The sequence below is a fragment of the Pseudomonas auratipiscis genome, assembly GCF_036324085.1.
GTDB classification, from domain to species: domain Bacteria; phylum Pseudomonadota; class Gammaproteobacteria; order Pseudomonadales; family Pseudomonadaceae; genus Aquipseudomonas; species Aquipseudomonas auratipiscis.
This window is the reverse complement of the sequence record NZ_JAZDCU010000004.1, coordinates 258328-281877: the sequence shown is the minus strand read 5'-3', so window position 1 is coordinate 281877 and position 23550 is coordinate 258328. Positions and strand designations below refer to the sequence as shown.

Here is a 23550-nt window from a genome sequence, read left to right as displayed (position 1 = left end):
TATGCTCCTCGCTCCCGAGAGGGCTGGCAAGCTAGAAATAATTGGCCGCACCCGACTCCTGACACAGCTGGCTGGCCAACATACCCAGGGTCATCAGAGCTCGCTCCGCCTCACGATTCCAGGGAATACCGCAGTTCAGGCGAATACAGTGGTTGAACTGTTCGGTATTACTGAAAATCAACCCAGGTGCAATGCTGATGCCTTGCTGCAGCGCGCGCACATGCAGCTCCTGGGTATTAACCCGGCCTGGCAGGCTGACCCACAGAATGAAACCTCCTGTCGGCCGGGTCATCTGCGTACCTTCAGGAAAGTGCTGCTGCACCGCCAGCTGATAGGCACTGAGGTTTTTTCGGTACTCCTGTCGGATATATCGCAAGTGTCGGTCGTAGCCACCATTCTCCAGGTAGGAAGCAACACCCATCTGGGTAACGCTGCAGGCGGAATGTGTTGTGAACGTCTGCAAACGCTGGATTTCGGCCTGGTACTTACCGGCAATCATCCAGCCGATGCGCACGCCAGGCGATAACGTCTTGGAAAAACTTGAGCAATAGATCACCCGGCCCAGGCGATCGAACGCCTTGAGAGCCTTGGTCTTGCCCTGCTCGAACATGAGTTCGCCGTAAATGTCGTCTTCCACGATCTGAATGTCGAAGTCCGACGCCAAACGCAGCAACTGTTTCTGCCGATCTTCAGGAATCGTGCCGCCGAGCGGGTTACTCAACCGGGACGTCAACACCAACGCCTTGACCGGCCATTGATTCGCCGCTAACTGCAGGGCCTCCAAACTGATCCCTGTAGATGGATCACTTGGAATTTCGATGACCTTGAGCCCGAGAAGATCGGCCAGCTGCAACAACCCATAATAAGTTGGCGATTCGGCAGCAATCAGGTCACCTGGCTTGGTCAACACCCGAAGCGACATCTGCAACGCATCGACACAGCCGTGAGTAACCACCACTTCACTGGGGTCGACCACCACGCCCGCATCACGCATACGAATGGCGATCTGCCGGCGCAAGGGCTCGAACCCAGGACTGAACATGTAGCTGAAGGCCCGAGGGCTGTGAAACCGGGTGACCTTGGCCAACTGCTGGTGCAGCGCTCGCACCGGCAAATAGTCAACGTGAGGCACCGCCGCACCGAAGGGAAACACGCCGTCGCGCCGCGCTTCAGCCAATACTTGCTGAATGATGCTGCTGCGCGTGACCAGGCCGGGTCGCTCTACGCGAGCGATGTCCGGGGTCTGCGCAGTCAATGCGGGGGTCTGGTGAACGTAATAACCAGACTGCGGGCGCGCACGGATCAGCCCCTGATCCTCAAGGTTGGCGTATGCCTGCAGCACCGTGGCGTGACTGACATTGAGCTGCGAACTCATTTTTCGCACTGACGGCACCCGCTCACCCGGCTGATAGACGCCACGCCGAATGTCTTCGGCCAGTTGCTGGGCGATACGCTGATAAAGCAGCAGGTTGGTCATGATCGGTTCTCGACACGCAGGCGATGTAGTTATTGTTGTATGACTCGAATATCAAGCCAGAATACCGTAACAGTTGCAAAGTGTACTGGGACAGATTGCAGAATAGTCGACAATACAGTTGCGTGACAGCCCCACTGTTCGTTTCGAACGCCCACAAAAAAACCCGGTGAGGGAAAGCCCACCGGGTTTCTCAAGGGGTTCAGCGCGCGGCGCCGAGCTTGCCCTTTTCGTCGGAAAAAACGATTTCCACTCGACGGTTCTGCGCCCTGCCCCGCTCCGAAGCGTTGGCCTCGACCGGGTACTGATCGCCGTACCCTTCAACCTGGATACGTTTCTCGTCCACCCCAAGATCGACCAGCATATCCGCAACAGCCTGCGCGCGGTCACGGGACAACTTGAGATTGTCGTCCGAAGCACCGGTGCTATCGGTGTACCCTTCGATGCGCACAACGCGCTTAGGGTTGAGTTGCAGGAACTGCACCAGCTTGAGGACGGTGCGATTGGCCGAGTTTTTCAACTCCGCACGACCGGTATCGAATAGCACGTCACCCAGTGTCATGACCAATCCGCGATCACTCTGGGTGGTCGCCAGACTGACGATCTGCGCCTCCAGCCACTTGCCCTGCTGCTGTACACTGGCAAGCTTGGCCTCCCGTAACGCCAACTGCAGGCGCTGACGCTCCAGCTCAAGCTTGGCCAGGCGCTCCTGGTTGAGTACCAGGTTACTGTGCTCACGCGCGATATCACTGTAGCGCTGGCTCAAGTAAGCATAGTGGCGAACATCGGATCCCGTTCCCAGATAACTGGACAAGCGATCTGCCCGCGCCAACGACTCACCCGCGCGAATGACATCACGCGGCGCACTGCGCAACACGTCGGAGTCGTCCTTGACCGTCTGGAATTTGGCCGCCGCTTCGTCGAGTGCCGACTCGCTGCGCTGGCTGGCGCAACCTTGCAGGCCGACAAGTCCGACCAGCAGCAAGGCTGCCATAGGTTTGATTGCAGTCACGGTTGCTCTCCCAACTGTTTACGCAGGCGATTGACCCGCGACTGCAGCAGATCGAGCTGCTCTTTACTCTTGCTGGTCAACACCCGTGCTTCGGCCAGGCGCGCATCGAGTTCGGCCTGTTCAGCGCGCATGCGCGCATCACGATAGGATTCGTTGCTCATGTTGACCTGAGCTCGGGCCATTTTGTCTTCGGCCATCTTCAGCTCTGGTACCTCATCGGTCGCACCGACAGCCTTGGCTTGCGCCAGCGCCTGCTCGGAGAGGCGCAACTGTTCATTAGGAGCCGGGTCATTGGCGCATCCAGCCAGGGCCAGCAGCGCCACGGCGGCAAATAGTGAATGAATTCTCACACAATCTTCCTACTGTTTAGGGGCATCCAACGGTGCCTGCATCTGCGCCTTCCAGCGCTCGACGTTGCGTTGCAGTACCGTTTGGGACACGCCGGAGGCCGGCAATTCTGTCAGTTTTTTTGCCAGTTGTCCGCGCAACCAGGCGTCATTGCATGCGGAATTATGCGATAGCGCCAGATAAAGCCCGGGTCGGTCCAAAGGCAAACCGCGAGCGATTAGCGCGTTGCTCATGCCCAGACTCTGGGCCATTGCCATACCGGCGTAGCGTCCAGCCAATACGTAGTCGACCTGCCCCAGCAACAACTGCTGAAACGCCTGGGTCAGGTTCTGCGCCGGCGCAATTTTCAGTTGGCTCTTGGCATAGGATGAAAACTCGGGGGTCATGCGCGCTTTTTCCGAAACACTGCCCTGGTAGTGCTGCAGGTCGGACAACGTATCGTAGACAACCGACGAATCGTGGCGAGTCCAGACCACATACTCGTTGCTCAGCAACGAAGGGTGGATGTAATCCACAGCGGTGAGTTCGGCCACCGTGAAAGGCGAATCGATCAGCAGGTCCACGCGCCCACTGCGTACCTCTTCCAGCGCATCACTGCGCGTACCGCTGTCGAGCACCTCGACCTTCAGGCCCAGTTCCCTGGCGACCTGCTTGAAAAGGTCGACGTTAGCGCCGATCAGGTGCTTGGGGTCTTGCGGGTCGCGCCATGAATAAGGCGGAGCATCCGGGCTGCCAGTGGCCACCAGACGCTCGCATTTACCTACCGCCCAAACCTGCAATGGCGTCAGCAACGCAGCGACCATCAGCGCCGGGGTCATTCGGCCAAGCCATCCCATGCAACAACTCCCTACCCTTTTTACCCTGAATTAAAAAGCCCGATCGACCGGGCTGTGCAAGGCTTGCTCGCACAGCCCGAATGGATCGGGCTCTTTTATAAGTGAAGCGGCTGGATTAAACCAGCTTCTCCAGCTCAGGTACTGCTTCGAACAGGTCAGCGACCAGGCCGTAATCGGCAACCTGGAAGATCGGCGCTTCTTCGTCCTTGTTGATCGCAACGATCACTTTGGAGTCTTTCATGCCGGCCAGGTGCTGGATCGCGCCGGAGATACCGACGGCGATGTACAGCTGTGGCGCAACGATCTTGCCGGTCTGGCCGACCTGCATGTCGTTCGGTACGAAACCGGCGTCGACCGCGGCGCGCGAAGCACCTACTGCAGCGCCCAGCTTGTCGGCCAGTGCGTACAGATGCTTGAAATTGTCGCCGTTCTGCATGCCACGACCGCCGGAAACGACGATTTTGGCAGCAGTCAGTTCAGGACGATCGGACTTGGCCAGCTCTTCACCAACGAACGCCGACTTGCCAGCGTCGTGAGCAGCAGCAACAGCCTCGACCGCAGCCGAACCACCTTCAGCAGCAACGGCGTCGAAACCGGTGGCACGCACAGTGATAACTTTGACCGCAGCGTTCGATTGCACGGTGGCAATGGCGTTACCGGCATAGATCGGACGCTTGAAAGTGTCGGCCGATTCAACCGCGATGATCTCGGAAATCTGGTCAACGTCCAGCAGCGCGGCGACGCGTGGCAGGATGTTCTTGCCGTTGGAGGTGGCAGGCGCCAGTACGTGACTGTAGCCCTTGCCCAATTCGGCGACCAGTGGTGCGACGTTTTCTGGCAGTTGATGGGCGTAGGCGGCGTTGTCGGCGACCAGCACCTTGCCAACACCAGCGATTTTCGCGGCGGCTTCAGCAACACCACCCACGTTCTGGCCTGCGACCAGTACGTGAATATCACCACCGATTTTCGCGGCGGCAGCAACAGTGTTCAGAGTGGCCGGGGCTACGGCACCGTTTTCGTGTTCAGCGATAACCAGGATAGTCATTTAGATTACCTTCGCCTCGTTCTTCAGTTTCTCGACCAGTTCAGCAACCGACTTGACCTTGATACCCGCGCTGCGTGCAGCTGGCGCTTCGACTTTCAGGGTCTTGTTGGTGGAGGCGGTGGAAACGCCCAGCGCGTCTGGAGTAACGGTCTCCAGCGGCTTCTTCTTGGCCTTCATGATGTTCGGCAGCGACGCATAGCGCGGCTCGTTCAGGCGCAGGTCGGTGGTGACGATCGCAGGCAGGCTCAGCGCTACAGTCTGCAGGCCGCCGTCGATTTCACGGGTGACGTTGACCTTGTCGCCAGCGACTTCAACCTTGGAGGCGAAAGTACCCTGGGCGAAACCAGTCAGCGCAGCCAGCATCTGGCCGGTCTGATTGTTGTCGCTGTCGATGGCTTGCTTGCCAAGGATCACCAGCTGAGGCTGTTCCTTGTCGACGACAGCCTTGAGCAGCTTGGCCACGGCCAGCGAGGTCAGCTCGTCTGCCGACTCGACCAGCACCGCACGATCAGCACCCAGTGCCAGGGCAGTACGCAATTGCTCCTGGGCAGTGGCAGGGCCGACGGTAACGACGACGATCTCGCTCGCCACGCCTTTTTCTTTCAGGCGTACGGCTTCTTCTACGGCGATTTCGCAGAAGGGGTTCATGGACATCTTGACGTTAGCAAGGTCGACGCCGGAGTTGTCCGCCTTGACGCGAACCTTGACGTTATAGTCGACCACTCGTTTGACAGCTACAAGAACCTTCATGGATTCCTCGTTACTCTCCGGTGAAAAGAATGTCGCCTGGGGCAAACCCGGCGATTGCGCGTGGGTACAAGGGCACCTCTAAAAACTATTGCAGCCGATAGAATTTAACCCTGACCCAGCAGTCTCAATTCGACCATGTAGCAGCAAAACCCATGGGTCATTTTCTGTCGTGGCGTGTAAACTCCACTACAAAGCGGGCCGAAGCCCTGCTGCCCTGCTTTTCGCCTGGTTTTTAGGGGTGTACCTGCATCCTGCGGTCAGCCTACGGCGAGCGCAAAACCGCTCGTATCTTGACCGTAACGCCCAATCCGGTCAATACGGCAATCCGGCCAGATTCACGCCGCGCGTCTTTGATTTTACTGGCCTGCGGCAAATTCAAACAAACGTTTGTATTGGACCCCGCCAGTGGTGTAGATATAATGCGCGGCCAAGAGAAAGCGGTGTAGTCCGTCAGTACTCGAGCTACAGCTCAAGCGTACCGAATAATGACCGCCTGACACCCGTCAACAAAGAAAAACCGATGAGCCTTGAGTAGGAGAGAACCTGTGGAACGCGAATACATGGAATTCGACGTGGTCATTGTCGGCGCTGGCCCGGCTGGCCTGTCCGCCGCCTGCCGACTGAAGCAGAAGGCCGCCGAAGCCGGTAACGAAATCAGCGTCTGCGTGGTCGAGAAAGGCTCGGAAGTCGGTGCCCACATCCTTTCCGGCGCGGTGTTCGAACCACGCGCCCTGAACGAACTGTTCCCGGACTGGAAAGAACTCGGCGCCCCGCTCAACACCGAAGTCAAACGCGACGACATCTACGTGCTCAAGGATGCCGGCAGCTCGGTCAAGGTGCCTGACCTGTTCGTGCCCAAGACCATGCACAACGAAGGTAACTACATCATTTCTCTGGGCAACCTGTGCCGCTGGCTGGCCCAGCAGGCCGAGAACCTGGGTGTGGAAATCTACCCAGGCTTCGCCGCCCAGGAAGCGCTGTTCGACGAAAACGGTGTCGTGCGCGGGATCATCACGGGCGACCTGGGTGTCGACCGTGAAGGCAATCCGAAAGACGGCCTGTACACCCCAGGCATGGAGTTGCGTGGCAAGTACACCCTGTTCGCCGAAGGCTGCCGCGGCCACTTGGGCAAGCAACTGATCAAGCGTTTCAACCTGGACAGCGACTCCGACGTGCAGCACTACGGCATCGGCCTGAAGGAAATCTGGGAAATCGATCCGGCCAAGCATGAGCAAGGCCTGGTTGTGCATACCGCTGGCTGGCCGCTGGATGTAATGGCCAAGGAGAACACCGGTGGTTCGTTCCTCTATCACCTGGAAAACAACCAGGTAGTAGTCGGTCTGATCGTCGACCTGTCCTACAGCAATGCCTACCTGTCGCCGTTCGACGAGTTCCAACGCCTCAAGCACCACCCAGTGATCAGCCAGTACCTCGAAGGCGGCAAGCGCATCAGCTACGGCGCTCGCGCCCTGGCCAAAGGCGGCCTGAACTCGCTGCCGAAAATGGTCTTCGCTGGTGGCGCTCTGATCGGCTGCGACCTGGGCACCATGAACGTGGCCAAGATCAAAGGCAGCCACACTGCGATGAAATCCGGCATGCTGGCGGCTGAAGCGGTGGCCGATGCATTGCTCGCGGGCAGTGAAGGTGGCGATCAGCTCAACAGCTACGTCGAGGCTTTCAAAGCCAGCTGGCTGCACGAAGAACTGTTCGCCAGCCGCAACTTCGGCCCGGCAATGCACAAGTTCGGCCCAATGCTCGGTGCTGCGTTCAACTACCTCGACCAGAACTGGTTCGGTGGCAAGCTGCCGTTCACCCTGCACGACACCAAGCCGGACTACGCCTGCCTGAAGCTTGCCGCCGATTCGAAGAAAATCGACTATCCCAAGCCAGACGGCAAGCTGAGCTTCGACAAGCTCAGCTCGGTGTTCCTCTCCAGCACCAACCATGAAGAAGAGCAGCCGTGCCACCTGAAACTGGCCGACGCAGGAATTCCGATCGGCACCAACCTGCCGCTCTACGACGAACCCGCCCAGCGCTACTGCCCGGCAGGTGTGTACGAGGTGGTGACCCAGGAAGACGGCAACAAACGCTTCCAGATCAACGCCCAGAACTGCGTGCACTGCAAGACCTGTGACATCAAGGACCCTTCGCAGAACATCACCTGGGTAACGCCGGAAGGCGCTGGTGGCCCGACTTACCCGAACATGTAAGTCAGCACCCAACAAAAAGCCCCCTCGCCTTACGGCCAGGGGGCTTTTTTCCGACTGCGTATTACGCCCGCCTACTCAGCAGCGCACCGCGTCTGCCTCGTAGTCCAATGTTTCTCGTGTCGCAAAGTAGCATGCCGTGAGCAGTCCCACAGCGCCCATAATCAGACTGAACCCAACGCATACCCAGGGGCTCCAGGGCATCAGCGCTATAAGCATCAGCGGCGTAGTACTGGCCCATAATGCATAGGCGATATTGTAGGTGAAGGAGATGCCCGAAACGCGGATCGGCGCCGGAAACAACCCGACCATCACTGAAGGCACCACTCCCACTACCCCGCAAGCCAGACCGGCTACCGCGTAGGCCAACCCAGGCCACTGCCAGCCACTCACCAGACTGGTATACAAGGCCGCGATACCCAGCGGCAGCAGCAGGCTGTAGATCATCAGTGCCCGCCATGCACCGATGCGGTCGACCAGCAGCCCGGCCAATACACAGCCAATATTGAGAAAGACAATCCCCATACTGCTCAAGGCGAAGGTATGACCAGCGCTCATGCCAAAGCGTTGCTGCATGACGGTCGGGGTTATCACCACCAACACCACCACTGCCGATGTCAGCACGCAGGTGAGTAGCGCCGCAGGAAGCAAAGCACGGCGGTGTTCAGTCAACACCGTACGCAGCGGAAAGGCCACCGGCTGTTCACGGCGGTCGCGCATGGCCAGGAAAACCGGGGTTTCACTCAACCAGCGGCGTAGCCACACCCCGATCACGCCAAATACCCCACCCAACAGAAACGGAAAGCGCCAGGCGTAATCGAGGATCTCTTGGGCGGTAAACATCTGCGCCAACAGCGTGGCAGTCAAGGCACCGAGCAGATAGCCGAAGGTCAGCCCTGCCTGGAGGAAGCCCAAGGCATAGCCGCGGCGGCCGGCCGGAGTGTGCTCGGCAACGAACACCCAGGCACTTGGCACTTCGCCACCCACTGCCGCGCCCTGGAAAATACGCAGTGCCAGCAGAATCAGCGGCGCGAAATAGCCGATATCGGCATAAGTAGGCATCACCCCGATCAGCAGGCAAGGCAACGCCATCATCAGGATGCTCAAGCTGAAGACCTTCTTGCGCCCCAGATGATCCGCAAAATGCGCCATGAGAATGCCGCCCAACGGCCTCGCCAGATAGCCGGTGACGAAAATCCCGAAACTCTGCAGTAAACGTAGCCATTCCGGCATTTCTGGCGGGAAGAACAACTGGCTCAGGGTCAGGGCGAAAAACACGAAAATGATGAAATCGTAGATTTCCAGGGCACCGCCCAATGCTGCCAGGCTCAGGGTCTTGTGATGACTGCGCGTCAGGCGTAACGCAGGCGCAGGCGAGGTGGCTGTCATAGAAGCAATCCGTCAATCGATAGGCATCCGCACGCTTGCTGGCGCGAGGGCAAACGCAAGAGGATAGCAAAACACCCCATCGGGATGTGCTGGCGGAGGCTACGGCTATCGATCAGCGAGAGAAAATAGAATGCGCGAAGCTTGCCCGTCGCGGTTCATAGCCGCGATGGTTTCCATGCTCATAGACCCCCGGCAACTGCCCGATCACCCTGGGCATATCAATGATCGCCATGAAGCTTTGCATGGTTTCGTTGTCTGGCACTTTAGGCAGGCTGACATTGACCGACTGGCGCTGACCACTGGGAATGGCCGGAACCTTCAGGTGCTGAGACTCATAAAGCAAGGCGTGCTGAATCTGCGTATTAACCTGGCAATAACGCTCAAGATCGACCCCGACATGACTGGCAAGGTCGATATTGCCAACCAGCAGATTGAATGGTTGCAACGCGCCCTGCACCAATCGCTGCAAGTCCTCGAAAGACTCCACAGGCGCTATGCGGTAGTAGCCCATGCCATTGAGCATTTTTTCCAACTGCATCAATTGCATCGGATGCTCATCGGCAATCAGTATCCGCAGGGATTTGTCTGGCATCGTCATTGACCAAGGCAAATAAGCGTTAAAGGCACTCCTCGACCGTACTGCGCCAATAAATCAACTTCAGGCTGGTGGCAGGCACTTCGCCAGACACAAGGTGTTCATTGATAGTTGTAGGGAAACCCGCATAAATCAAGGACAGCCTGGGAGAAATTTGAGTGATGGCACTAAACCCAAATACAAATTATAATTATTCGTAACCAAGCCTTGCTGTCGTGCCTTCCCGTCGCGGTAAATTCTGTCGCGAGAATCTCGTTTACCTGAAGCTTTACGTGTATGTCGTGGTTGCCTGGCAACACGACGCCACGCCCCATCCCTTTGGCTGGAACTCTGCATGAGACGTCCTTCAAAAAAACGCCGGCTGATACTCTGCGGCCTCGGCCTGCTCAGCCTGAGCGCCTTGCTTGCGTGGAAAATCCTTTCCCCCGGCGCCGACCCGCTCAGCACTGTCAGCGTGACGCGCAATGACATCGAAAGCAGTGTCACGGCTTTGGGCACCTTGCAACCTCGGCGCTATGTGGACGTCGGTGCACAGGCTTCCGGACAGATCCGCAAATTGCATGTGGAGGTGGGCGATCAGGTGAAGGCTGGCCAGTTGCTGGTCGAGATCGATCCTTCTACCCAGCAAGCGAAGCTCGATGCAGGGCGCTTCTCGATCGACAACCTCAAGGCGCAGCTCGCAGAACAGCAAGCCCAGTACCTACTCGCCGAGCAACAATACAAGCGCCAGCGCAATCTCGCTGCCGGCGGCGCTACCCGCGAAGAAGATGTGCAAAGCGCCCAGGCACAGCTCAAGGTGACCCAAGCACGTATCGACATGTACCGCGCGCAGATCCGCCAGGCCCAGGCCAGTCTGCGCAGTGACGAAGCCGAGCTGGGGTACACGCGCATCTATGCACCGATGTCCGGCACCGTCGTCGCTGTCGATGCCCGCGAAGGTCAAACCCTCAACGCCCAGCAGCAGACACCATTGATACTGCGTATTGCCAAATTGTCGCCAATGACTGTTTGGGCCGAAGTGTCCGAAGCCGACATCGGCCATGTCAAACCCGGCATGGCGGCCTACTTCACCACCCTCGCCGGCGGCAAGCGGCGCTGGACCAGCACTGTGCGCCAGATTCTTCCCGTGCCGCCCAAACCCCTGGACCAGTCCAATCAAGGCGGCGGCAGCCCGGCCAGCGCCAGTGGTGGTAGCGCCGGCGGTAAAGTGGTGCTGTACACCGTGCTGCTGGACGTCGACAACCCCGACAACGCGCTGATGGCTGAAATGACCACCCAGGTATTCTTCGTTGCCGGTCGCGCCAGCAAAGTGCTGACCGTACCGGTGGCAGCCCTCGACGAAGACGCCAGCAATGACAACCTGCAGATTGCCCAGGTGCTCGATGCCAGCGGCAAGGTCGAGCAACGCCAGGTTCGCACGGGGCTGAGCGACCGTCTGCGGGTACAGGTGTTGGAGGGCTTGAATGAAGGTGAGCGACTGTTGATCGGCGCACCTGCTGCCAGCGGAGGTTGAATGAGCACCCCGCTGATCGAGCTGTGCGACATTCGCAAATCCTACGGCGGCGTCGATACGCCCAAGGTCGAGGTGGTCCGTGGCATCAGCCTGGCCATCCATCCCGGAGAGTTCGTCGCCATCGTCGGTGCCTCCGGCTCCGGCAAGTCAACGCTGATGAACATCCTCGGTTGTCTTGATCGGCCGACATCAGGCCAGTACCTGTTCGCCGGCAAGGATGTCGCCGAACTGGACAGTGATGAACTGGCGTGGCTGCGCCGCGAAGCCTTCGGTTTCGTCTTCCAGGGCTACCACCTGATTGCCTCGGGCTCGGCTCAGGAGAATGTCGAGATGCCGGCCATCTATGCTGGCACCCCCGCTGATGAGCGTCACGCTCGCGCAGCGGCCTTACTCGAACGCCTGGGCCTGGCCAGCCGTACCGGCAACCGTCCGCATCAGCTCTCAGGCGGTCAGCAGCAACGAGTGTCGATTGCGCGGGCATTGATGAACGGCGGCCACATCATTCTTGCCGACGAACCTACCGGCGCCCTCGACAGCCAAAGCGGTGCCGAGGTCATGGCGTTGCTGGATGAACTGGCGAGCCAAGGCCATGTAGTTATCCTGATTACTCATGATCGCGAAGTGGCGGCACGGGCCAAACGGATCATCGAGATCCGCGATGGCTTGATCCTCAGCGATTCGGCCCATGAAAACTCCAATGCACAGGAACATCACGAAGGCTTGCAGGCCGAAGACCTGCGCCAACGTCTGGATCAAGGTGCTACCCACAGCGGTGCCTGGAAAGGCGAGCTGCTCGAGTCACTGCAAGCCGCCTGGCGGGTCATGTGGATCAATCGCTTCCGCACCGCGCTGACCTTGCTCGGCATCGTTATCGGTGTGGCTTCGGTTGTAGTCATGCTCGCGGTTGGGGAAGGAAGCAAGCGCCAGGTCATGGCGCAAATGGCCGCATTTGGTTCCAACATTCTCTACCTAAGTGGCAGCGCACCGACCCTGCGCGAACCTGCCGGCATCGTCACCCTCGACGATGTGGCTGCGGTTGGTAGCCTGCCCCAGGTCAAGATGATCATGCCGGTGATCGGCAACACCCTGATGGTGCGTTACGGCAACAACAACCAACAGTTTTATGTGGGTGGCAACAACACCTACTTCTCCGAAATATTCAACTGGCCGGTGGTCGAGGGCAGCTTTTTTACCGAGGCCGACGAACGCGCCGCCGCGGCTGTCGCCGTGATCGGCCAGAAGGTCAAAGAGAAGCTGTTCGGTACGCAGATCAACCCGATCGGCCAGTACATCCTGGTGGAGAACGTACCGTTCCAGGTCGTTGGCATCCTCAAAGGCAAAGGCGCCAGCTCCGGCGACCAGGACAGCGACGAGCGTATCGTGGTGCCCTACTCCGCGGCTGCCATTCGCCTGTTCGGCAGCCGCAACCCGGAATACGTCACCATCGCTGCCAGCGACTCCCAACGCGTTGCGCAAACCGAAGCTGCAATCAACAAACTGATGCGCAAGCTGCACAACGGCAAGCACGACTATGAGCTGAGCAACGACGCCGCTCTGATCCAGGCTGAAGCGCGAACCCAGAACACTCTGTCGCTGATGCTCGGCTCGATTGCTGCGATTTCGCTGCTGGTTGGCGGCATTGGTGTGATGAACATCATGTTGATGACCGTACGCGAACGCACGCGTGAGATCGGAATCCGCATGGCCACTGGTGCCAGGCAGCGCGATATTCTGCGTCAGTTCCTCAGCGAGGCGGTACTGCTGTCAATGGTCGGCGGCATTACCGGTATTGCCCTGGCCCTGATGATTGGTGGCGTATTGCTGCTTGGCAACATTGCCGTGGCCTTTTCCCTGGCGGCCGTACTCGGCGCCTTTGCCTGCGCAGTGGCCACTGGCGTGGTGTTCGGCTTCATGCCGGCGCGCAAGGCCGCCCGTCTCGACCCAGTCAAAGCCCTTACCAGCGAATAATCAATGAACCTGCCCAGCCGCCTCAGTGTGTTGTCCATCAGCTTGCTTATCGCTGCCTGCAGCTACAACCGCACACCGCCGCAAAGCGGCCTGGAGGCACCCAAACAATGGCAAGGCCCCAGCAGCAATCTGCTTGTGTCGCTGCCGCAACAGCAATGGTGGCAACAATTCTCCAGCGCCCCGCTCAATCGACTGATTGCACACGCGCGGCACAACAGCTTCGATCTTGCCGCCGCAGTGGCCAGAGTTCGCCAGGCACAGGCCTCGGCGGTTATCGCTGGCGCACCGCTGCTGCCGGAGGTCAAGTTTGGCCTGGACGGCCGTCGTCAGCACCAGATGCGCGGCACAGATTTCAACCAGGACGATGGCAATAACAGTGAACGCACCAGCACCACGTTCAGCACTCGCCTGAGTGCCAGCTACGAAGTCGACTTCTGGGGTGGCAAAGTCGCCGCGCGCGACAGCGCCCTGCTCGATCTGGATGCCAGCCAATACGACCGTGAGACGGTGGAACTGACCCTGCTGAGCGGGGTTGCAGACAGCTACCTGCAGAGTTTGGCGCTGGCCGAACAGGTACGTATTGCCCAGCTCAACCTGGCCAACGCTCGTGACGTGCTGCGCCTGGTACAGACCCGCTACGACTCAGGTTCAGCCACGGCCCTGGAACTGGCTCAACAACGCAGCCTGGTGGCCGGTCAAGCACGTCAGGTGCCATTGTTCGAGCAGCAATTGCAGGAAGCGCGCATCACCCTGGCCACCTTGCTTGGCGAGCCTGTGCAAGAGCTGGCACCGATTCAGGAGTCGTTGCACGCGGTGCGCTGGCCCGAAATTGGAAGCGGCGTTCCCAGCCAACTGTTAGCCCGCCGACCCGATATCGCCGCAGCCGAAGCGCGCCTGGCTGCAGCCCAGGCCAATGTCCAGGTAGCACGCGCAGCCATGCTGCCCAGTCTTACCCTGGGTGCCGACCTTGGCTCGGGAGCTGAAACCTTTTCACAGATACTGCGCAGCCCCTACTACGCACTGACCGCGGGCGTGGCCGCGCCGATCTTCAACAATGGCCGCCTGCGCGCCGAACGGGACAAGGCCAGCGCCAGGCAGGAGGAGTTGTTGCAGGACTATCGCAGCAGCATCGTTGCCGGCTTTGCAGACGTCGAAAAGGCGCTCAATGGCATTAGCGGTGTAGACGAGCAGCGCCAGTGGCAGGATCAAGAAGTCGAACAGGCACGCACCGCTTTCACGCTATCCGAAAGCCGCTACCAGGTCGGGGCCGAAACCTTGCTGACTGTTCTGGAAACGCAGCGCACGCTCTACCAGGCGCAAGACCAACAAGTGCAATTGCGCCTGGCCCGGCTGCAAGGCAGCGTGGCGCTGTACAAAGCGTTGGGAGGCGGTTGGCAAGTCAGTCGCTGACAGGCCTTCGCGGGGCAAACCTGTGCCCCGCAATTGCTTCAGGAAACGATCCCGCGCAGTGACAAGTGGCGGGCATACCACGGGCGCTGCGGCACACGCCGGACCCAATTGCCAATATTGTCCTCATCGCCAAAGGTGATGCGCAAGGCAAGCTTCATGGTTTCCACATCCATCTCCACCGACTTGCCCGGGAACGTTCCTGGCACAGTGCTGCAACCATGAGTCGCGGGCCCAAGCCACGGGTCGTCCACCTCGACCCAACGCCCAGGGGCAAACCATTGGACACCATTGACCTCAAGCCGTTGAACCTGGCCTGGATTGTGGCGTTCATGGGCGCGATACCAGTCATCGATACGATCATCGATCCAGCCATGAAAGCCCCAGAACACCGGACTCACATGGGACGAAAACGGGTCGCCGAGAAAGTCGTTCTGCGCTGCGAACCAACGTGAACCGAAATCGGAAGGATCACGCGCAAACGGCACTGGCGCACCATTGACCGGATCACGGGGCACTGAGGCCCAGCACATGTGCAACCAGTCATGCAGGTTCATCTCCAGCTCCGAACCAAACGCACCGAGTGTCAGCTTCGACAGGTAGTGCGGATCCTGATACTGGGATTCCCAGACTTGAAAATTGCTGCAGTAGGTTTCCCCGGCCTTGATCGCAGATACCCATTGCCCATACGCCTCATCGTCCGGCGCAAGCCAGGTGGGCGGTACGCAATTTCCGTCATGGTTGTCAAAGTAGCGAGCAAAACCTTGGCGGTCCTGCTCGACCGCAGGCCTTGGCCTGGGGAAATGTGGCCAGGATGGCAAATCCTGCAGGGTGCGCGCGGCACCGAGCATATGCCGGTGCATGAACAGAAAATCGATACCCGAGCCGTTGCGATGCTTGCGCGGCCCGCGGGCATCGCGCTCATGGTCGCGCGGTCCGGGCTGCCATCCCAGCCCGCGCAAGGCCCCCTGTTTTCGTTCAGAAAGGTTGTGCCACTTGTCACGTGTCGCATGCCAGAGCTGGTGAAACAAACGATGCTCGGCACTCACCACCCAAGCCTGGAGTTCCGGGGTATAGGGCAACCGCTCGCGCGCCTCGGGAAACGGCCGTTTGACCGCGACAAAATGGCTGTCCAACAGCGGCAACGCCAGAGAACGCTGCAAAGGCTGAAGGTGACCACTCAAGCTGGCGCTGCCGGCATTGGCGAAATTTCCCCACACTTCATCCAACGTGGCGACACACTCATAGCCTGGGCCGCCCTGATTACTCAACAGACGCCAACGAATCTGCGCACTGGAGGCGCCAACCAGATCGCCCAGCACTCGGTAAGCCACTGGCCCCGGCCCTTCCAGACGGCTCTTCTCATCGACGAAGCCGCGCAAACCTCGACCTTTGGTGGCAACGTCCAGGTAAAGTTGCAGGCCGTGTTCGGGCAAGCCTGCAATCGCAGCCTGGCTGCCGGACAAGCGCAAGTCCCACACGCCACGCAACTGATCTGCCAATTGCTGGCCGGCAAGGTCGGCCAACTCGACACTGGCTTCACCTGGGGTAACGATATCGTCCTCAGGATCGTGGTTCAGTTTCTTATGCGCATAGTAGGCTGCGGGCACCGCTGCGCCTGCTACTGCCAGCCCCGCCATGAAACCTCGCCGCGATATCGTCATTGTTCTACCCGTTTGCGCCATCAAAGCAGGCGGTATCCAAGCTAAAACGTATCGAGCCGAAGGAAATTTAAGCGCCGGGGTGACAGCTAATCCATACGCACGAGCATGGGTTTCCAAGGTGAATTCTTTCTAGGCAAGGACATCGACCAGCAGATTCTCAAATTCGGGAGCAGGCCCGTACCTACCGGTTGTGCACCGTTTGGTAGGGCGGGCTTGCCCAGCGATCTACTACAGACTTGCCACCGCCGCGCCCAGAGCACGCTCGAATCGAACGGCCACTTCGTCAACTTGTTCAGCAGTGATAACCAGAGGCGGCAAGAAACGCACGACAGCACCCTGTCGCCCCCCCAGCTCAAGAATCAACCCACGCTTGAGGCATTCGCGCTGAACCAGGGGAGCCAGTCGCGCACATGCCGCCGGATGCCCTTGAGCGTCCTTCGCACTTGCCGGGTCGACCAATTCGACACCCAGCATCAGGCCGCGACCCCGGATGTCCCCCAATTGCGCAAAGCGCGCCTGTAGACGCCGCAAATGCCCACTCAGGCGCTCGCCCATTGCCTGGGCGTGGGCGCACAGGTCGTGTTCTTTGATGTACTTCATGACCGCCGAGCCTGCGGCCATGGCCATCTGGTTGCCGCGGAAGGTACCGGCATGCGCGCCTGGCTGCCAGGTATCGAGCCACTGGCGGTAGACCACTACGGCCAGCGGCAGGCTGCCGCCGATAGCCTTTGACATCACCACGACATCAGGAATGATCCCTGCGTGCTCGAAGGCAAACATTTTACCAGTGCGGGCAAATCCACTCTGGATTTCATCGACAATCAATGCCACGCCGGCCTTCTCGGTAATGCGTCGCACCCCGCGCAGCCATTCCAGATCAGCCGGAATGACGCCGCCTTCGCCTTGCACTGCCTCGACAATCACCGCCGCCGGCAGTTGCACGCCGCCTTCCGGATCGTTGAGCAAGTTTTCCAGGTAATGCAGGTTGACCTTGACCCCCGCCTCGCCGCCCAAGCCGAACGGGCAGCGGTAATCGTAGGGATAGGGCAGAAATTGCACGCCATTGCTCAACAGTGCCGCCAATGGCTTTTTCGGCCCCAAGCTGCCCATCAAGCTCAACGCACCCTGGGACATGCCGTGATAACCGCCTTGAAACGACAGCACCGTGCTGCGGCCGGTGGCGGTACGCACCAGCTTCAAGGCCGCTTCCACTGCATCGGTACCGGTCGGTCCGCAGAACTGAATCTTTGCCTCATCACGCAAGGCCGGTGGCAACAGTCCGAACAGATCCTGGACGAATTGATCTTTGACGGGTGTGGTGAGATCGAGGGTATGCAGGGGCAATTCATCGGCCAGCACTTGCTGGATGGCCTCGATCACTACCGGATGATTGTGCCCCAGGGCCAGCGTCCCGGCACCCGCCAGACAATCGATGAACTGCCGACCTTCAACGTCCTCGACATATAGACCGCGAGCTTTTTTCAACGCCAGGGGGATGCGTCGCGGGTAGCTACGGGCATTGGACTCCTGCTGGCTTTGGCGAGTCAGCAAGGGCGACTCTTGGAAGTGATAAAGCGTTTCGACCGCGGCCACGTCTGAAGACACCGGCAACGGCTGGGCAAGGCTGATAGCGACTGACATCGGGGGGAACCCTCGCAAGCAAGCGGATGTACCCGTCACGCGCCTGCTCGCAGATGTGTGTCGGGGTGTTATCGCTTGAAAAACGCTTCAGGTGCGAGTGGATTTAGGCCAAAAAAATACTTTTATCGCGGGGCTGCGATCGCTTCAGCGATGAAACGTCGATCTGCCCCGCCCCGCGATGGGTTACACAGCGCGCGTAGGGATATTCAACTGTACCCGTAGGCCGTCGCTGCGATTGTCGAAGTGCAGCGAGCCCGCGCAACGCTGGACAATGGCCTGGACAATGGCCAGGCCCAGACCACAACCGCCGCTTTGTCCGTTACGCCAGAAACGCTCGGTGAGTCGCTCCAGATCCTGTTCGGCAATGCCCGCGCCGTGGTCGCGCACCTGAAAGACCACCTGCCCTTTTTCCATCTGCACCGCCAGATCCACAGGCTCGGGACCACGGGTATGGCGCAACGCATTGTCGAGCAAGTTGCGCAAGGCCGTCACGGCCAAGGGTGAAGGCATATCCAGATATGCCTGGGCAGCCTCCGGGGCCAATTGCAGGGCTATGCGCTGCGAATCACCCAAGCCGGTGTCCTGGATGGCCTGGCGCGCCACCTGCTCGGCACTGCACTGCACACCGTCTTCGAAAGACAGACTGCCTTCGACCCGGGCCAGCAAGAGCAACTGTTCCAAGGTCCGGTGCAAGCGATCAGCACCCTGTTCTGCATGTTCCAAGGCCTGCTCGCGCGCCGCGCCGTCGGTCATCCGCGCTACCTGCAGATGGGTCTTGATAGCGGTCAACGGCGTGCGCAGCTCATGGGCGGCATCGTCGGTCAGACGCCGTTCGCGCTCGATGGTCTGGGCAATACGCAGGAACAACTGGTTCTGGGTGTCCAGTAGCGGTTGCAGCTCACTGGGCAAGGCACGCACCTGCAAGGGCTCCAGAGCGTCCGGCCGACGCCGGCGCAAGGCATCGCGCATACGATTGAGCGGCGCCAGCCCCTTGCCGATACCGATCCACAGCAAGCCCAGGCTGCCGAGCAATGCCACCAGCACCGGTGCCGAGGCCGCCAGCAGGATCGAGCGGTTCAAAGCCTCGCGCTCCTGATGACGGTCCGCGGTGGTGATGCGCACATCGCCGCGGTAGTAGGTAAAGGTGCGCCACCGCGCGCCTTCGATAGTCTGGTCACGAAAGCCGCTGCGGTCATCATTGAGGGCGTGCTCCTGACCGTGGTTGCGGGCAATGATCTCACCGCGCAGGGAACTGACCTGACAGGCCATGCCATCCGGGACGCTGAGCTGATCGGCACTCAGTTGCGTGCCTTCGCCCTTGGCAACCAGTGGTTGTGGCAACTGATCGATCAGCCCGGCAACCATGCGTGCCGAAGCCACCAGACGCTGGTCCAGAGAGAACATCATTTGGTAACGCAGGTCGCGCAGCATCCAGGCTGCCGCCAGCGCCCAGATCAGCACAAAGGCGGTGCCCAGAATCAACGTCAGGCGTACGCGCAAACTCATTGCTGTGCTTCCCCTGGCAACTGCGCCGGCCCCAGGCGATAGCCCAACCCGCGCACAGTTTCGACGATCCCGTTGCCCAGCTTGCGCCGCAGATGATGGATATGCACATTAAGGGCATTGCTTTCCACCTCGTCACCGAAGCCATAGACACTGTCCTTCAACTGCTCGCTGGACAACACTCGACCGCGGTTGTGCAGGAGCGCCTGCAACAATGCCTGCTCGCGGCGCGACAGGTCGACCGGTATGCCGCCCAGGCAGGTTTCACGACTGCTGGGGTCGTAACTGAGCGGGCCGTGCTCAATGGTATTCACCGCCCGACCTGCAGACCGGCGCAACAAGGTATGCAAGCGTGCGGCCAGCTCACGCAGGTCGAAGGGTTTGAGCAAATAGTCATCGGCACCCGCTTGCAGGCCATCGACCCGGTCGGTGACTGCATCGCGCGCGGTAAGCACCAGCACCGGCAGGCTCTCACCTTGCTGGCGCAGGCGCTGCAGCAACTTGAGCCCATCTTCATCGGGCAGTCCCAGGTCCAGCACCATGACATCGAAGGCCGCTGCCTGGAGCATGGCCTGCGCCGCAGCTGCCGTGGCTACCCTGTCCACAGTCATGCCCTGAGCAGTCAGGCCCGCAGCGATGCCGCTGGCAATCAGGTCGTCATCCTCGCAGAGCAATACGTGCATGATGGGTCTCAATACTAAAAGTGACAGTGAAGCGCAGGCGGATTAACTCAGGATTATGCCGTGCCAGCGCCGGATCGTCGCGGCCGGGGCGACAATTGACGCTTATGGGTTAACACTCGGTTAATCGCGCTCGGCCAGGATCGAACACTTATCGCACTGCCAAGGTTTCGACATGCGTAGATTATTGATTGCCCTGATGCTTCTGTTCAGCGGTCTGGCTCAGGCAAATCCCTTTACCCAAAGCGACTTCCTGCCAGTAGAAAAGGCCTTTGTATTCAGCAGTGAGCGGCTGGATTCGGGACAGATGCGCCTGCACTGGAAAATAACCGATGGCTATTACCTGTATCAGAAACGCCTGAAGTTCGACGGACTGCCGCCTGAACAGCACCCGACCCTGCCGAACGCCTTGCCTTACCATGATGAATACTTCGGCGATACCCAGGTATATCGAGGTGAACTTGAGTTGCTATTGCCGGCAGACGCCAGTGGCCAATTGCGCATGGGCTGGCAAGGTTGCGCTGATGCTGGCCTGTGCTATCCGCCGCAGACCAATCTGGTCAGTCTGAGCAATGTGCCTGTGGATGAGCAAGCCAGCGACCAGGCCTTGGCGGGCAACCTGCAGCAATCGACTCTGGCCTGGAGCCTGCTGGCCTTCTTCGGCCTGGGCTTGCTGTTGGCATTTACACCGTGTTCGCTTCCGATGCTGCCGATTCTCGCCGGACTGGTCCTGGGTAACGGCGTCAGTGCGCGGCGCGGCTGGTTGTTGGCCTGCGTCTATGTGCTGAGCATGGCCCTGGTGTATGCCGCGCTCGGTGTAATTGCAGCTTTGCTGGGTGGAAGTCTGCAGGCCTGGCTGCAACAACCCTGGTTGCTCGGCACCCTGGCGGGCCTGTTCATCTTGCTCGCCTTGCCGATGTTCGGTGCCTTCGAGCTGCAACTGCCGGCGTGGTTGCGCGACCGCCTGGAACGCGCGGGGCACGGCACTCGTGGCGGCAATGTCTATGGGGCGGCGCTGCTCGGCGCCCTTTCCGGTCTGCTCATGGGCCCATGCATGACCGCGCCCCTGGCCGGTGCCTTGTTGTACATCGCCCAAAGCGGCAATGCTGTGCAGGGTGCATTGGTGTTGTTCACCTTAGGCATCGGCATGGGCTTGCCGCTGTTGCTCCTAGTCACTCTGGGCAATCGCTACCTGCCACGTCCGGGCCCGTGGATGAATCTGATCAAAGGCCTGTTCGGTTTCGTGTTCCTGGCCATGGCGCTGTATACACTGCGCACGGTACTCGAACCTTCGCTGTGGCTGGGCCTGGGCGGGGCCTGGCTGATCGCTCTGGCCTGGGCCGCTTGGCCTGCACTGCATGGACTGCAGGCAATCCGCGCACTGCCAGTATTGCTGGGTTTCTGGGGCAGTCTGCTAGTGATCGGCGCAGCCGCCGGCGGCAGTGATCCCTGGCAGCCACTGCAACCCTTCCGCGCAGGCAGCGGCACTGTTGCCAGTGCGGTCCACGAGGATGCCTTCATCACCGTCAGTCAACCGGCCGACCTGCAACGCGAACTCGATAGCGCCAAAGCCCAAGGCCAATGGGTGATGCTCGACTACTATGCCGATTGGTGTGTGTCGTGCAAAGTCATGGAAAAACAAGTGTTCGGCCGCGCCGATGTGTTGGACGCATTGAACGGCATTCGCTTGCTGCGCCTGGATGTGACCGCCGATGCAGCGTCCAGCCGCCAATTGCTGCAACGCTACCAGGTACCCGGCCCACCGACGATTATCTGGATCGGACCAGAAGGTAACGAGCGACGCAGCCGCCGTATCACCGGCGAAATCGATGCGCAAAACTTTCTCGAACAGTGGGCCCAGACCCGGAGTCAAGGCTGATGCTGACCGTTAACCTCGGGCCGTTGACCATGGCCGTCGACCATTTGCTGCTTATCTGTGCCTTGACCCTGGCCACCGTCGTTGGCTGGCGGGTTGCCAAGCGCGGCGGCGACAACCCGGAGTCGGTGCTGTTCAGCCTGTTCCTGCTCGGCCTGCTGGGGGCTCGCCTGGGCTTTGTACTGAGCTACTGGTCGATGTACCGCGAAGATCCCCTGCAGATCATCGACCTGCGCGATGGCGGTTTCCTGCTCTGGCCGGGCCTGCTGGTGGTTATCATCGGTGCACTGTGGCAAGGCTGGCGCCGCACCGCGCTGCGCCGGCCGCTGGGTTGGGGTCTGTTTAGCGGCGCCTTGTTCTGGTTGCTTGGCAGCCTGGCCAGTCACCTCTACGAACAAGGCACGCAACTGCCCGAAGTCAGCCTGAAGAAGGCCAACGGCGAAGCGGTGCAACTCACCACCTACAGTGGCCGGCCGCTGGTTATCAACCTGTGGGCTACCTGGTGCCCACCGTGCCGTCGAGAAATGCCGGTACTGCAACAAGCGCAGCATGAACACCCGGACATCACCTTCCTGTTCGTCAACCAGGGAGAAACCCCACAGACCGTCAGCACCTTTCTCGCCACCACCGGCCTCAACCTGTCACATGTGCTGTTTGATGGCGGTGGCCAACTGGCGCAGAAAGTCGGCTCCATGGCGCTTCCTACCACGCTGTTCTACAACGCCGACGGCCGTCTTGTCGGCAGCCACCTGGGCGAGCTGTCGCGGGCCAGCCTCAGTCACGCCCTGCAATCCTTCGAGCGCGCACCTGCGCCCGCCGTCTCCAACTCCTCAAGGAACGACGCATGCACCCATTGTTGAAACTGCCTGTTAGCCTCACTTTCGGCCTGCTGGCCAGCCAGGTCATCGCGGCCGAACCGCTGCCCAAGGCTGTGCAGCAAATCGAGGCCAAGGGCGTAAAAGTCAAAGGCAGCTTCGATGCTCCCAACGGCCTGCGTGGTTACGCCGCCGAATATCAGAACCGCGGCATGGCGTTGTACCTGACGCCCGACGGCAAGCATGTGCTGGTCGGCAGTCTGTTCGATGAACAAGGCCAGGACCTGAGTGAAGCACCACTGCAGAAGCTGGTGTATGCGCCGATGGCCAAGCAAGCCTGGGCAAAAATGGAAAAGACCGCCTGGATCGCCGACGGCAAGGCTGATGCGCCACGCATCGTCTACTTGTTCAGCGACCCTAACTGCCCGTACTGCAACATGTTCTGGCAACAGGCCCGGCCATGGGTGGAGTCGGGCAAAGTACAGTTGCGCCATATCATGGTCGGCATCATTCGCGAAGACAGCCCGGGCAAATCGGCAGCGCTGATGGCCAGCAATGACCCGGCCCAGGCTCTGCACAAGCACGAGAGCGCCGGCAAGGCCAGCACCCTCAAGGCACTGGATAAGATTCCTGCCGCAGTGCAAGCCAAACTCGACGCCAACCTGGCGTTGATGGAGGAATTGGGCTTGTCGGCAACGCCGGCGATTTTCTATCTGGATGAACAACAGCAAATGCAGGCGCAGCAAGGTGCACCACGGCCAGACATGCTGGGGAAAATTCTGGGCAAACGCTGAGGTTTCGGCGAACGCGATCGCGGGGCAAGCCTG

At 59.9% G+C, this 23550-nt stretch carries 19 protein-coding genes; 7 read left to right on the top strand and 12 right to left on the bottom strand.

Going from position 1 to position 23550, the window contains the following annotated elements:
- Positions 1 to 31 precede the first annotated feature (31 nt).
- The 6 genes from V0R60_RS07835 to V0R60_RS07810 form a co-directional block, all read right to left on the bottom strand.
- Entirely contained in the window at positions 32 to 1477 is a 1446-nt protein-coding gene (locus V0R60_RS07835) for an aminotransferase-like domain-containing protein (RefSeq protein ID WP_136477395.1), read from the bottom strand.
- Between the two features lie 199 nt (positions 1478 to 1676).
- Positions 1677 to 2468: an OmpA family protein gene (locus V0R60_RS07830; protein WP_136478998.1), complete on the bottom strand. Its 792-nt coding sequence runs from the start codon at positions 2466 to 2468 to the stop codon at positions 1677 to 1679.
- A 14-nt stretch (positions 2469 to 2482) separates the two neighbouring features.
- Complete coding sequence (locus V0R60_RS07825) at positions 2483 to 2836, bottom strand: DUF4398 domain-containing protein (protein ID WP_136477396.1); 354 nt, start codon at positions 2834 to 2836, stop codon at positions 2483 to 2485.
- Between the two features lie 9 nt (positions 2837 to 2845).
- A complete protein-coding gene (locus V0R60_RS07820) occupies positions 2846 to 3670 on the bottom strand; it encodes a substrate-binding periplasmic protein (protein ID WP_168198487.1) in 825 nt (274 codons plus the stop codon).
- A 115-nt stretch (positions 3671 to 3785) separates the two neighbouring features.
- Complete coding sequence (locus V0R60_RS07815) at positions 3786 to 4715, bottom strand: electron transfer flavoprotein subunit alpha/FixB family protein (protein ID WP_136477397.1); 930 nt, start codon at positions 4713 to 4715, stop codon at positions 3786 to 3788.
- Positions 4716 to 5465, bottom strand: coding sequence for an electron transfer flavoprotein subunit beta/FixA family protein (locus tag V0R60_RS07810; RefSeq protein WP_136477398.1), 750 nt, complete (start codon positions 5463 to 5465; stop codon positions 4716 to 4718).
- Between the two features lie 545 nt (positions 5466 to 6010).
- Between V0R60_RS07810 and V0R60_RS07805 the strand changes: the two genes are divergently transcribed.
- Complete coding sequence (locus V0R60_RS07805) at positions 6011 to 7675, top strand: electron transfer flavoprotein-ubiquinone oxidoreductase (protein WP_136477399.1); 1665 nt, start codon at positions 6011 to 6013, stop codon at positions 7673 to 7675.
- Between the two features lie 75 nt (positions 7676 to 7750).
- On the opposite strand, the gene V0R60_RS07800 is transcribed toward V0R60_RS07805, so the two are convergent.
- Together V0R60_RS07800 and V0R60_RS07795 are read right to left on the bottom strand one after the other, a co-directional pair.
- Positions 7751 to 9061, bottom strand: coding sequence for an MFS transporter (locus tag V0R60_RS07800; RefSeq protein WP_136477400.1), 1311 nt, complete (start codon positions 9059 to 9061; stop codon positions 7751 to 7753).
- A gap of 112 nt (positions 9062 to 9173) precedes the next feature.
- Complete coding sequence (locus tag V0R60_RS07795) at positions 9174 to 9653, bottom strand: ANTAR domain-containing protein (RefSeq protein WP_330079344.1); 480 nt, start codon at positions 9651 to 9653, stop codon at positions 9174 to 9176.
- A 337-nt stretch (positions 9654 to 9990) separates the two neighbouring features.
- Between V0R60_RS07795 and V0R60_RS07790 the strand changes: the two genes are divergently transcribed.
- The 3 genes from V0R60_RS07790 to V0R60_RS07780 are packed head-to-tail and all read left to right on the top strand — an operon-like array spanning position 9991 to position 14547.
- Positions 9991 to 11169, top strand: a complete 1179-nt coding sequence (locus V0R60_RS07790) for an efflux RND transporter periplasmic adaptor subunit (protein ID WP_330079343.1) — start codon at positions 9991 to 9993, stop codon at positions 11167 to 11169.
- Positions 11170 to 13137, top strand: a complete 1968-nt coding sequence (locus tag V0R60_RS07785; protein ID WP_330079342.1) for a MacB family efflux pump subunit — start codon at positions 11170 to 11172, stop codon at positions 13135 to 13137.
- 3 nt (positions 13138 to 13140) lie between these two features.
- Positions 13141 to 14547: an efflux transporter outer membrane subunit gene (locus V0R60_RS07780; protein ID WP_330079341.1), complete on the top strand. Its 1407-nt coding sequence runs from the start codon at positions 13141 to 13143 to the stop codon at positions 14545 to 14547.
- 38 nt (positions 14548 to 14585) lie between these two features.
- Here V0R60_RS07780 and pvdP read toward each other — a convergent pair whose 3' ends face one another.
- The 4 genes from pvdP to V0R60_RS07760 all read right to left on the bottom strand — a co-directional run bounded on the left by pvdP (position 14586) and on the right by V0R60_RS07760 (position 20035).
- Positions 14586 to 16208 (bottom strand): pyoverdine maturation tyrosinase PvdP, encoded by a 1623-nt coding sequence (gene pvdP, locus V0R60_RS07775; RefSeq protein WP_330079340.1) that lies wholly within the window; start codon positions 16206 to 16208, stop codon positions 14586 to 14588.
- A gap of 228 nt (positions 16209 to 16436) precedes the next feature.
- The gene (locus tag V0R60_RS07770) at positions 16437 to 17849 is read right to left on the bottom strand and encodes an aspartate aminotransferase family protein (RefSeq protein WP_330079339.1); all 1413 of its coding nucleotides are present in this window, start codon (positions 17847 to 17849) and stop codon (positions 16437 to 16439) included.
- 183 nt (positions 17850 to 18032) lie between these two features.
- On the bottom strand, positions 18033 to 19355 hold the full coding sequence (locus V0R60_RS07765; RefSeq protein ID WP_136477407.1) for an ATP-binding protein: 1323 nt from the start codon (positions 19353 to 19355) through the stop codon (positions 18033 to 18035).
- The gene (locus V0R60_RS07760; protein ID WP_136477408.1) at positions 19352 to 20035 is read right to left on the bottom strand and encodes a response regulator; all 684 of its coding nucleotides are present in this window, start codon (positions 20033 to 20035) and stop codon (positions 19352 to 19354) included. The genes V0R60_RS07765 and V0R60_RS07760 overlap by 4 nt, the downstream gene beginning before the upstream one ends.
- Positions 20036 to 20207: 172 nt before the next feature.
- On the opposite strand from V0R60_RS07760, the gene dsbD reads away from it, so the two are divergent.
- From dsbD to dsbG, 3 genes are read left to right on the top strand one after another with little or no spacing between them, the layout of a single operon-like run.
- Positions 20208 to 21911 (top strand): protein-disulfide reductase DsbD, encoded by a 1704-nt coding sequence (dsbD, locus tag V0R60_RS07755; protein ID WP_330079338.1) that lies wholly within the window; start codon positions 20208 to 20210, stop codon positions 21909 to 21911.
- Entirely contained in the window at positions 21911 to 22768 is an 858-nt protein-coding gene (locus tag V0R60_RS07750) for a TlpA disulfide reductase family protein (protein ID WP_136477410.1), read from the top strand. The genes dsbD and V0R60_RS07750 overlap by 1 nt, the downstream gene beginning before the upstream one ends.
- A complete protein-coding gene (gene dsbG, locus V0R60_RS07745) occupies positions 22753 to 23517 on the top strand; it encodes a thiol:disulfide interchange protein DsbG (RefSeq protein WP_330079337.1) in 765 nt (254 codons plus the stop codon). The genes V0R60_RS07750 and dsbG overlap by 16 nt, the downstream gene beginning before the upstream one ends.
- Positions 23518 to 23550: the final 33 nt, after the last annotated feature.

Excerpts from the sequence above, each read along its gene's own strand:
- V0R60_RS07780 (WP_330079341.1), top strand. The coding sequence starts at position 13,141 with ATGAACCTGCCCAGCCGCCTCAGTGTGTTGTCCATCAGCTTGCTTATC.
- V0R60_RS07810 (WP_136477398.1), bottom strand. The coding sequence starts at position 5,465 with ATGAAGGTTCTTGTAGCTGTCAAACGAGTGGTCGACTATAACGTCAAG.
- dsbG (WP_330079337.1), top strand. The coding sequence starts at position 22,753 with ATGCACCCATTGTTGAAACTGCCTGTTAGCCTCACTTTCGGCCTGCTG.
- V0R60_RS07820 (WP_168198487.1), bottom strand. The coding sequence starts at position 3,670 with ATGGGATGGCTTGGCCGAATGACCCCGGCGCTGATGGTCGCTGCGTTG.
- V0R60_RS07800 (WP_136477400.1), bottom strand. The coding sequence starts at position 9,061 with ATGACAGCCACCTCGCCTGCGCCTGCGTTACGCCTGACGCGCAGTCAT.
- V0R60_RS07830 (WP_136478998.1), bottom strand. The coding sequence starts at position 2,468 with ATGGCAGCCTTGCTGCTGGTCGGACTTGTCGGCCTGCAAGGTTGCGCC.
- V0R60_RS07835 (WP_136477395.1), bottom strand. The coding sequence starts at position 1,477 with ATGACCAACCTGCTGCTTTATCAGCGTATCGCCCAGCAACTGGCCGAA.
- V0R60_RS07750 (WP_136477410.1), top strand. The coding sequence starts at position 21,911 with ATGCTGACCGTTAACCTCGGGCCGTTGACCATGGCCGTCGACCATTTG.
- V0R60_RS07785 (WP_330079342.1), top strand. The coding sequence starts at position 11,170 with ATGAGCACCCCGCTGATCGAGCTGTGCGACATTCGCAAATCCTACGGC.
- V0R60_RS07815 (WP_136477397.1), bottom strand. The coding sequence starts at position 4,715 with ATGACTATCCTGGTTATCGCTGAACACGAAAACGGTGCCGTAGCCCCG.
- V0R60_RS07760 (WP_136477408.1), bottom strand. The coding sequence starts at position 20,035 with ATGCACGTATTGCTCTGCGAGGATGACGACCTGATTGCCAGCGGCATC.
- dsbD (WP_330079338.1), top strand. The coding sequence starts at position 20,208 with ATGCGTAGATTATTGATTGCCCTGATGCTTCTGTTCAGCGGTCTGGCT.
- V0R60_RS07790 (WP_330079343.1), top strand. The coding sequence starts at position 9,991 with ATGAGACGTCCTTCAAAAAAACGCCGGCTGATACTCTGCGGCCTCGGC.
- V0R60_RS07765 (WP_136477407.1), bottom strand. The coding sequence starts at position 19,355 with ATGAGTTTGCGCGTACGCCTGACGTTGATTCTGGGCACCGCCTTTGTG.
- V0R60_RS07770 (WP_330079339.1), bottom strand. The coding sequence starts at position 17,849 with ATGTCAGTCGCTATCAGCCTTGCCCAGCCGTTGCCGGTGTCTTCAGAC.
- pvdP (WP_330079340.1), bottom strand. The coding sequence starts at position 16,208 with ATGACGATATCGCGGCGAGGTTTCATGGCGGGGCTGGCAGTAGCAGGC.
- V0R60_RS07795 (WP_330079344.1), bottom strand. The coding sequence starts at position 9,653 with ATGCCAGACAAATCCCTGCGGATACTGATTGCCGATGAGCATCCGATG.